6 protein-coding genes and 1 tRNA gene are annotated in these 10055 nt (G+C 50.9%); 1 reads left to right on the top strand and 6 read right to left on the bottom strand.

Features of this window, described 5'->3' with window-relative positions:
- A tRNA-Phe gene (locus tag B2067_RS08305) sits at positions 1-76 on the top strand.
- A gap of 269 nt (positions 77-345) precedes the next feature.
- Here B2067_RS08305 and B2067_RS08300 read toward each other — a convergent pair.
- The 6 genes from B2067_RS08300 to B2067_RS08275 all read right to left on the bottom strand — a co-directional run bounded on the left by B2067_RS08300 (position 346) and on the right by B2067_RS08275 (position 9684).
- Positions 346-1506 (bottom strand): hypothetical protein, encoded by a 1161-nt coding sequence (locus B2067_RS08300; protein WP_068443783.1) that lies wholly within the window; start codon positions 1504-1506, stop codon positions 346-348.
- Between the two features lie 23 nt (positions 1507-1529).
- The gene (locus B2067_RS08295; RefSeq protein WP_068443779.1) at positions 1530-2396 is read right to left on the bottom strand and encodes a hypothetical protein; all 867 of its coding nucleotides are present in this window, start codon (positions 2394-2396) and stop codon (positions 1530-1532) included.
- Between the two features lie 133 nt (positions 2397-2529).
- Complete coding sequence (locus B2067_RS08290; protein ID WP_301388100.1) at positions 2530-5769, bottom strand: type I restriction endonuclease subunit R; 3240 nt, start codon at positions 5767-5769, stop codon at positions 2530-2532.
- A 50-nt stretch (positions 5770-5819) separates the two neighbouring features.
- Positions 5820-6455 carry a DUF6933 domain-containing protein gene (locus B2067_RS08285; RefSeq protein ID WP_301388099.1) on the bottom strand — a complete coding sequence of 212 codons (636 nt, stop codon included), beginning with the start codon at positions 6453-6455 and terminating at the stop codon, positions 5820-5822.
- A 144-nt stretch (positions 6456-6599) separates the two neighbouring features.
- Positions 6600-8048, bottom strand: a complete 1449-nt coding sequence (locus B2067_RS08280) for a restriction endonuclease subunit S (protein WP_301388098.1) — start codon at positions 8046-8048, stop codon at positions 6600-6602.
- Entirely contained in the window at positions 8041-9684 is a 1644-nt protein-coding gene (locus B2067_RS08275; protein WP_349676801.1) for a class I SAM-dependent DNA methyltransferase, read from the bottom strand. The genes B2067_RS08280 and B2067_RS08275 overlap by 8 nt, the downstream gene beginning before the upstream one ends.
- Between the last annotated feature and the right edge of the window lie 371 nt (positions 9685-10055).

Raw genomic sequence — 10055 nt, 5'->3', positions numbered from 1 at the left:
GGCCAGGTAGCTCAGTTGGTAGAGCAGCGGACTGAAAATCCGCGTGTCGGTGGTTCGATTCCGCCTCTGGGCACCACTTATTTCTACAAAGAGCCTCGCAATAGCGGGGCTTTTTGTTATCTGTAACATGACCACCGCCACCCGTGTCGGTGAGCTGGGCGCCCCCGTTCGATTCCGCCTCTGGGCACCACTTATTTTGAAAGCCCGTACATTTCTGTACGGGCTTTTTTATTGCTTACAAGAAAGGGAAACACTCCATCGAACTCGTTCGATTCATCAAAGCCATCCCTGGCTTTGCCCCTCCGGGCGGCCTGCGGCCGTGCAAATTTTAAATTCGTTACTTGGTCAATGCCACTGTTGATTACCCTTACCCAGTGCCGAAGAAACGACTTTAGGCAAGTTACGTGCGTAGCCGCCAAACGTGGTCGCTTTATCTTTGGCTAAAACATATGCCGATGTACCTATAACCATGGTGGTAGCGATAGAGCTGCCTGCCATGACGGCATCATAGCCATTTGCGAGCGCTGTATAGCCAAAGTACCCAGTGACACCACTCAGGCCCATAACGCCCCCAGCGCTGATGGCTTTGTCAGTGAACTTATCCCGCGCATCACCGTTAAACAGAATGTCGAAGTCGTTGACTTTGGTGCCTACATAATTCAGTCCGACTTTTTCACACAATGCTTCCAATTGCTTCTCGCGGCAGTCTTTGCCACGGGGGTTCGAGAAAAAGACCGACTGTTTTACCAGATTGCTTGCAGTGCCTTTTAATACTCCAGCCTGGGGCTGGGTACTCAGATATTTAACTGCTTCGACAAACACACCAGCGCCTTCACCGTGGACCAACCAACGCACAGAGGTGTTTTTTAATTTTGCCTGCTGAATAAAGGACACGATGCTCTCAACATGGGCACGATCCTTAAAGTCATTGTTCATCCAGAACAACGAAAAGTGATTACCTTGTGCTTGTACCTCAGACGCACTGAAGGCTGCGCGATAGGCTTTGGTAATATGCTCTCCAATGACCCGGCCAGCCTCTCCTTTGTCCTCGAACTTCCCGGGAATGGCCGCCGTATGTGCGCCTTTCCATTGATGGGTTAAGTCCATGTTTCTATTTTGTTCATCCTGAGTTTGCCAGCTTTCACTCTCAGAATCCCATCTTGCACGGTAAAGAGCAGGGGTTTGAGCAGCTACCTTTACTAAACTCTGATCCACTTTAAGGGCAATCAACTCAATACGATCTGCCTGCGCCAGACTGTATTGCATAATGAAGGGGCCGAATATCTTTTGCTGGATGGCGGCATGAGTGCGCCCACCCGGGCAGGCCGCAAGATCATAGAGTGCCCGCATTAAATTGGTCAGGTAATAATTGCCGTTGTGGTTCTGCTTAATGTACTTCCACTGCTCGTATTGTTTTTCGGCCATATACACCGGACGGCAGATATTACTGCTATCCCGCTGGGTGATAATGGCGACTAACGGTTTCGTGGTCATGCTTCCGTTCATGGGGCAGTCCTTTACTTAATAAATTACAGATGAAACTCAGGTGGAGTAGTGGAATATTCGGTAATAACAACATCGCGCTCGCCTTTACTGGTATCTCCGTAGCGCCACTCTGGGTAAACCCAGTTATAAGGTTGGCGTTGTTTCGATATTGCTGCGTCGGGCCACTGAGATTGCACTTCAGCTTTTCGCTGTTGAGCGTGCTCACTCAGCGTGAGAGTGACCGAGCCCAGTACTTTGTCTCGTACGCTGTTAACAAAGCGGTTAGAGTATTCGGCGGGCTTATACCCCAGATTATGAAACATCAAGCGGATGTAGTGGTGGTCATCCAATGGCGTGACCGCATAGCTTGAAAACTGAGAAGGGGCAAATGACTCGGGGTCGCCATCTTCGGCCTTGTGTATCTCGTAATATAGCCATAAACAGCCGTTCTTTACTTCGGTTCGCCAGTTGACCGGTGCGACTCTCTTCGCTGATGTGGGATTCTCTGGTCCCATTTTAAATATCAGGCGGTTTATTACCTGTTCATAGTGGTTGGGGTTAAAGCAGCTCATACCTTCTGGCAGGCTGTCGATCCGCTCCACCACGGCGACAAAGGATATTGAACCGATATTTCGGAGGCGAGTCAGAGGCCCGAATAGCTCCCAAGCCCGACTGATGAAACGCTTCCTATTAAAAACTGCAGTGCCCATCGGGTCGCCACTGTAGCCGGTAGGGTCGTAGATATTCATTGTCTCAATGGGGTCGCAATGCGCTTCAAAGCCATCTGAACTGTAGTGGGGCGGCAGCTTGAGTGACAGCACTGACCCCGACAAGTTGACGGTAATCTGCTCTGGCGTATTCAGGCCAGGCATACAGGGGTGCTTGCGGGTAGCAAAAAGTCGTTTAAGCATCAGTCGTCCGTGAGAGTTCAGTCGGCATTACAGTGCTGTCGATGATACCAGCGAGAAGGTCAGCCTGAAAGCTGCCAGGCCGTTGGTATACGCATCATGCACAGCATTTCCCTACTGCGTTTGTTCATTACTTTTAACCAGCCCTGAACCTCTTAAAATTCTCTGCCTGCTCGAAGATCTCTTTGTACACTTCGTCTTTATCAACTGGCGGATAACCATGGTGTGCCAGTAAAAGGATCAAACCAACTTTGAGTTCCGCTTTAATGTCTTCCCGCTGGCTCCAGTCCGTATATCGGGCCTTGTCATCGACCAGGTCTTTCACTGCCTTCGCGAGATCCAGAAGTTTGTCTTCCGGGTAAGTGAAGTCGTATTTAATCGCCAGTTTGAGCAGGATGTCGTAGAAGGCTTTTTCTTCGATATTGATGCCAAGGTCTGCGAACGACTCTTTTTCTTTCTTTAATGCCTGTAGCAGATCGATGATCTCATCTGAGAAGTCTTCGAGTACGTCACTGACCAATACGCTGTCTTCTTTACGCTCATTGTACTGGTCGACTAAGCGACGGAACTTCTCGCTGAAGTCGAGGCCTTTGGTTTTGTTCACCTTCTTGAAGTCTTCAATCGCACGGGCAAGCAGCTGTTGCAAAAGCTTGATACGGGTATTCGGCAGTTTGATCTTTTCAATACGGGCCAGATAGTCATCATCGAAGATGTCGACTTCACCTTCGCTTTCTTCACCCATTTTGAATATTTCTTCAACACCATCGGCTTTCAGGGCTTCGGCGATCATTTCACGCACGCGGGCATTCATCTGAGCGGTATCTGGTGCGTTGCCTTTGGTGAGCTTAAACACTATAGAGCGCACCGCGAGGTAGAAGTGAATGCGGTCGCGGTCATCCTGAGTAATAGATTCAGAGCCGCTACAGATATCGAAAGCAGCTTTTAAGCGTTTTACCAACGCCATAAAGCGCTTTTCGATCTTATCCGTTACCTGCGCATATTCGGCGGCTCTGTTAAGGCAGCTCAACTGCTCCAGCGGGCTGCCGGTGAAGTACGGCGTGGTATCAAAGCCGTGGAAGAGTTTGTTCAGCAGGTCGATGTGGTCTTTCACCACAATCACCGACTGGGCGATTTCTTCAAAGTTCTGCTGATCGGCTTTGTTGTAGTGCGCCAGCGCCATGTTCATCTGCTTTTTGATGCCGATGTAATCGACGACAAGCCCTTTCTCTTTGCCTTCAAACTTACGGTTTACCCGCGAAATGGTCTGAATCAGGTTATGGCGTTGAATCGGCTTGTCGATGTAGATGGTATCCAGAAACGGCACATCAAAACCGGTCAGCCACATATCCACCACAATGGCGATCTTGAAGTTCGACTTTTCGTTCTTGAATTGGCCATCCAGCGTTTTGCGATATTCTTTGGTGCCCAGCATATCGTAGAGTTCGGCCGGGTCATCTTTGCCGCGGGTCATGATCATCTTGATCCGTTCCATCGGCTTGATGGCCTTTAGTTCATCTTCCGACAGCTCACTGCCCTCTTCGGCCACCAGCACCTCATTCCACTGCGGGCGTAACTCAACAACCTCCTGCCAGAAGCGGTAGGCAATCTCGCGGCTGCTGCATACAAACATGGCTTTGCCTTTTAAGGTCGCACCTTCAGCCACGCGCTGTTCGTAGTGATGCACAAAGTCGATGGCCAGCGCACGAATGCGATCCGGGTCACCGAGAATCGCATTCATATTGGCGCTGGCTTTTTTGCTCTCTTCAATCTGGTAATCGCTGGCACCCTGATCGGCACAGTCGTTGTAATAGTCTTCGATCTCTTTCAGCTTATCGTTATCCAGCACGACTTTGGCGGCCCGGCCTTCATACACGATACGCACCGTGATTTCGTCTTTTACTGACTCGGTCATGGTGTAGCTGTCGACGACTTCACCAAACACATCCAGCGTGGCGTCAATCGGTGTGCCGGTAAAGCCCACAAAGGTGGCGTTGGGTAATGAGTCGTGCAGATACTTAGCAAAGCCGTAGGTACGTTTTACGCCCTTCTCGGTGATACGTACTTTCTGCTCAAGGTTGATCTGGCTGCGGTGCGCTTCGTCAGAAATACAGATCACATTGCTGCGCTCCGTCAGCAACTCGGTATCTTCGGTGAACTTATGAATCGTGGTCAGAAACCCCCCGCCACTGTTGCGGCCTTTTAACAGCTCACGCAGGTGGGTGCGGCTTTCGACACTGATCACATGCTGATCGCCGATATAACCCTTAGCACCGGTAAACTGGCCCGAGAGCTGATCATCCAGATCAGTACGGTCAGTAATCAGCACAATGGTCGGGCTTTCAAACTCGACGCTCTTCATCAGCAGCCGGGTTAAAAACATCATGGTGTAGCTTTTGCCGCAGCCGGTAGCCCCAAAGTAGGTGCCGCCTTTACCATCACCCTCAGGTTTACGGTGACGCCGGATATTCTGGTACAGCTTGTTAGCCGCATAAAACTGCGGATAACGGCAGACGATTTTTTCCTGCCGCTTCGAGGTATCGGGGAAATAAATAAAGTGGCGGATCACCTCACGCAGGCGGGTGTGATCAAACAGCCCCTCAATCATGGTATGCAGCGAGTTAATGCCATCCTGCTCAATGGTCTCTTCGCCCGTCACTTTGCGCCAGGTGTAATAGAACTCATACGGGGCAAACAGCGAGCCCATGCGCGAGTTCACACCGTCACTGATCACGCACAAGGCGTTGTACTTCATCAGCTCGGGGATATGGTTAGCGTAGCGAACGGTCAGTTGCTCATACGCCTGAAAAATCGTCGCCTCTTCGCGAATGGCACTCTTAAACTCAAACACCACCAGCGGCAGACCATTGATATACAGAACCGCATCCGGAATACGCAGCTCTTTGCCTTCAATCTCAAGCTGGTTTACCACCTTATAGATATTGGCGGTGCCGTAAGCAGCAGTGTTATTAGCGACCTGATGTTCAGGATCGTTGGCATCAATCGACTCGACTTCACCCTCTTCGGGCAGTCGTTGCTCTGGCAGCCCGGCATAGTCAATGAGTTGAACGTAGAGGTCTTTTTTCGAGCGGTCTTCGCGCTTGAGCAAAAAGCCATCGGCCACCAGCTTATGAATGCTGCGGTTAGAGTCGTACAGGTCAGCGGCAGGCAGACGATCAAGGCGGTTAATCACCGAAACGATTTCGGCCTCGGTAATGCCATCGGCCTGATAGCGCTTGTTCAGGTAGGCACGCAGATCGTCTTTGATCAGCACCTCATGCGGGGCGCGGTCGAGGGTACTACCCAATACATGCGGGTAACCCTGCTCTGCGAGTAAATCAATAATCGCCTGTTCCAGTCTGGCCTCGGTAAAGCTCATTCCTTGCCTCTACTTCTTCGTTGCTGTTACTTCTATAAAGACGTTTCTACTTACTTCGTTTGTCTGAACCGGTCTAACATTACCACATTGTCGGCTATTGGCTCAGACAGCGACCGCTGGTCATCTTTCTGGTTGGTATTCAGGTCGACCTCGTCGCTCAAACGGTCGAGCAACTCAAGAAACGCGTCCTTCGGCCAGATGTAGTCCTTTTGTCCCTTCACACTACAGGGGCGGTCGGCCAACCACGCACTTACAGCATACCCCGCCATGTCTGCCACATTGAGCGAGTCAAAATAGATCACGTGCTCAATGTCCTGCCCAAGCTGGTTAAGCGTACCCAGCACCGAGCGATCCGTACCGCCCACAAACGCCAGTGGCTGCAGCAATGCTGCGGCGGTAATTCTCTGTTTTTCGGTAGCGTTGCATTTCAATAAGGTATTCATCAGAACATCTTCAAAACACCAGTCGATATTGGCCAAATCCGGTTTGGTCAACGCCGGAATAAACACCGGAAAGCGCGTCTGGTCGTGCACAAACAGCAGGCAGTTGCGGCGCTGAATGGTCAGCAGGTTGGCGTGCCAACTGCCCAGCTTGCTTTGCGGAGCTGCCAGAATATCCTCCGCCCCGGGCTTCGTCTGGGCGGGCATTCTGGCGAGTAGTTTTTTGGTGGCGTGTATCTGGATCATGTTTTGATTTACCAACGACAGCTCTGGGTCTTATGTCCGCAGCTTTTGGTCTTATGTCCGGAGCTTGTTACGAAAGCTACGGACATAGCGCGTTCAGCTCCAGACGTTTGCATACCATCAAGAATCACAAGCTCACGCTTCACCTTACAACACCCCAGCCAGTTGTTGCCCGGCATCCGGGATGGTGATCTGGCCGGACAAGAGTTTGGGGAGAAGGGAGTCGCGGAGATCAGCAAGATCACGTTCTTGAAGTCTCAAAGATTCTTTCTTTGAGTTCAAAGAATCTATCAAAGCTCCGTATGATTTCGTTACATTCTCCGTAGGCACAACAACAGAGCATGCGTATACGGTATTTCGATTAACACCAGGTACTGCAGAGTCTGCCCCCATCCCAGCGATATTCAATGTGCCGAGAGTTTGATAAAGCCAATACAGCGGTAATTCCGTTTTATTTTCTACAAAAAAGACCGTGTCAATTGGGAAGAAATCGTCTTCGACCCAGTAGAGAGATCCCACAGTACCCTTTCGCCCAACAATAATTCCGGGGCCATTAACCAAATGCTCATTATGATACCCAGATACGCCTCCGGACCCATATACAGGAACTGTCCCCTCAACACGCTTAGTTGCTGGCAATGACTTACCATAAGAAAGGTCCATCAATTCAGCGACTTTCGTCACCTCCCACCCCTCCGGCACCCAGCCCATGTCTTCGGTGAATACAAACCGATCCGGGAAGAGTTGTTGTATCTCAGACGGCAGGCGCTGGTCTGATAAACCAGTTTCAGGCAGGGCCTGTTCTGAGCTGGCGGCGTCGGTGGCCCCCGTGGTTTTGTTGGTGGTTTCGTTGGTCTGCTGGCGCAGGGCTTCGCGTCTGGCGGCGCGGGCGGCGGCTCTTTTTTGCAAGGCGTCCGGGATTTCATTACCGGCGGCCAGGGCGTTGTCGATCACCGGGTCAAAATCCACAAACCAGCTTTTAAATAGTGCCTGCGCCATGGATTCGAGGGTGGTGTTGATCTGGCGATTTAGGGCGATTTTGTTGTCAAAGCTGCACAATATTGCAGATATATTCTCCTGCACAGATAGAGGAGGTATCGGTAACGGTAGCGACCTAAGAATGCCTAAATTTATTAGCGGAATAGTCGAACCTGTGTCTAGAGCATTTACATATGCAACCATTTTGGGGCTTGAGAACCAATAGTAAGCAAACTGTGAATCTACTATTTCCTTATTAAAACGAGCTCTCATCTGCTTGTTAGAAATGATGTAGTAATCAAATTTTGCTGACCTAGGTATCACACCAACCTGTCCCAGTGTCCCAGCAGCAGTGAAGATCAAATCATCGTGAATTGCTTTATATCCTGATAGCTCTTCAGCTTTCTCGTCTGTTATGTAGACAAATCCGTCATCCACAAACTTTTCTGAGCCTACTTTAAGGTTATTTCCTCGAATTACGGGCACGCCAGACTCAACAAAGAATCTACTACCGATAGAGCTACCAAATGGTCCGGTAATAGTTGCTCTTTTTGTTTCAGCTTGGACATCTTCAACCTTCGCCCAATACCAACCTTCCGGAAGCTCATAGTTAAACATTAAAGCCCAGCCCCTTTAGGTTCTGTTTAATTACCGCATCCAGTTCCTGCGCTTCGGCCATCTGCTGGAACAGGGTTTGGGTCAGTTGCTGCATTTTTTCTTCAAACAGTTCGCCGTCGTCTTCGACTTCAGCCGCGCCGACGTAGCGGCCCGGAGTCAGGACGTAGTCGTTGGCTTTGATGTCGTCTAATGAGGCACTGCGGCAAAAGCCAGGTACATCCTGATAACCTTGCTCCCCATCGTCTGCAACAACAGGCTCACCCCGCCAAGCATGGTAGGTATTGGCGATTTCAGCAATATCGTCAGCCGTCAGTTCTTTATGGATACGACTGATCATGCTGCCCATATTGCGGGCGTCGATAAACAGGGTTTCGCCTTCGCGGTTGCGGTGTTGCTTCCGCCCGTCGCTGAAGGTCTGTGCCTTTTTGTTTTTGGTTAAAAACCACAGACACACGGGGATCTGGGTGGTGTAGAACAGCTGCCCCGGCAGGGCGATCATGCAGTCGACGAGGTCGTTTTCGATGATCTGTCTGCGTATCTCACCCTCACCTTTGGTGTTGGTGCTCATGGAGCCGTTGGCCAGTACAAAGCCCGCGACGCCGTTGTCGCTGAGCTTGCTGATCATGTGCAGTATCCAGCCGTAGTTGGCGTTGCCGGTGGGCGGTGTTTCGTAACCGGCCCAGCGTGGGTCGTTGGTGAGTTCATCCGGGCCGCGCCATTCTTTTAAGTTGAACGGTGGGTTGGCGATGATGAAGTCGGCTTTTAAATCCGGGTGCTGGTCTTTAAAGAAGGTGTCGGCGGGCACGTCGCCGAGATTGGCGCTGATGCCGCGGATCGCGAGGTTCATCTTGGCCAGCTTGTAGGTGGTGCTGGTTTGTTCCTGGCCGTAGATGGAGATGTCTTTTTTGTTGCCCTGATGGTTTTCAACAAATTTGACCGACTGCACGAACATACCGCCGGAGCCACAACACGGGTCGTAGATTTTGCCGTGATAGGGTTCGATCATTTCGGCCAGCAGGTTAACCACGCACTTGGGCGTGTAGAACTCGCCACCGCCTTTGCCCTCAGTCGCAGCAAAGTTACCGAGGAAGTATTCATAAACACGACCGACGATGTCGGTTTCACTTGCTGAGCCTTCTTCACCATCGCTTCCTTCAACTTTTACGATGGTGTCGATGTTGTTGATGGCGTCGATCAGGGCGGCGAGTTTGCTGGCATCCAGCCCTAAGCGTGAAAAGTAGTTATCTGGCAGTGCGCCGCGCAGGGCTTTGTTGTTTTTCTCGACGGTGTGCAGGGCGGTGTCGATCTTAACGGCGATGTCGTCCTGCTTGGCATTTTTGGCAATGTAGTCCCAGCGGGCGTCTTCCGGCAGGTAGAAGGTGTTGGCCATGGTGTAGAACTCGACGATATCGGTGTACGCACCGTTACCTTCGGCTTCGAGCTGCTGTTTGCGCTCGGCAAACTTGTCGCTGATGAACTTTAAGAAGATCAGCGACAGCACCACGTGCTTGTACTCTGAGGATTCTACGCTGCCGCGCAGCTTGTCGGCGGTGGCCCAGAGGGTCTGTTCGAAAGACTTGGCCTTACTATTGGCTTTGCTGGTTGTCTTATTGTCTTTGGCTGGCTTACGTGCCATGAGGCTGTGTTCCTTGCGCTCGGCTGGCAAGCGGTTGCTGGCCAGCTACTTGAATGATTATCTGACGCAAATGTACCAGATGCGCCCCGGTTACTCTATTGACGCGCTTTCTTGAGCTCTCAGGTATTTGTCCATCATCCTCCCGATATGCGCGCCACCGCTGCCGGGTGTAAACGAGCGGGTTCGAAAAGTTCCGTAAAAAAATATAGGAACCTTTAGATAAACACGCGTACAGATGAGTAACCTCATTGATTTTGGAGTATGTATGTTTATTTCTTCTGATTCACTGAAACCATCACTTCTGGCAGTCGCGACGTCGGCTTTAATTCTGACTGGCTGCGGTGGTGACGGTAGCAGTAATGATGATGGCG

This window comes from Thalassolituus sp. UBA2590 (assembly GCF_002339775.1).
Classification (GTDB): domain Bacteria; phylum Pseudomonadota; class Gammaproteobacteria; order Pseudomonadales; family Oceanobacteraceae; genus Thalassolituus.
Note: the sequence above shows the minus strand (reverse complement) of the source record. Positions and strands in the feature narration are given on the sequence as shown.

What these genes read in the sequence shown, in the direction of transcription:
- B2067_RS08300 (WP_068443783.1), bottom strand. Translation starts at nt 1,506, where the DNA reads ATGAACGGAAGCATGACCACGAAACCGTTAGTCGCCATTATCACCCAG.
- B2067_RS08295 (WP_068443779.1), bottom strand. Translation starts at nt 2,396, where the DNA reads ATGCTTAAACGACTTTTTGCTACCCGCAAGCACCCCTGTATGCCTGGC.
- B2067_RS08290 (WP_301388100.1), bottom strand. Translation starts at nt 5,769, where the DNA reads ATGAGCTTTACCGAGGCCAGACTGGAACAGGCGATTATTGATTTACTC.
- B2067_RS08285 (WP_301388099.1), bottom strand. Translation starts at nt 6,455, where the DNA reads ATGATCCAGATACACGCCACCAAAAAACTACTCGCCAGAATGCCCGCC.
- B2067_RS08280 (WP_301388098.1), bottom strand. Translation starts at nt 8,048, where the DNA reads ATGTTTAACTATGAGCTTCCGGAAGGTTGGTATTGGGCGAAGGTTGAA.
- B2067_RS08275 (WP_349676801.1), bottom strand. Translation starts at nt 9,684, where the DNA reads ATGGCACGTAAGCCAGCCAAAGACAATAAGACAACCAGCAAAGCCAAT.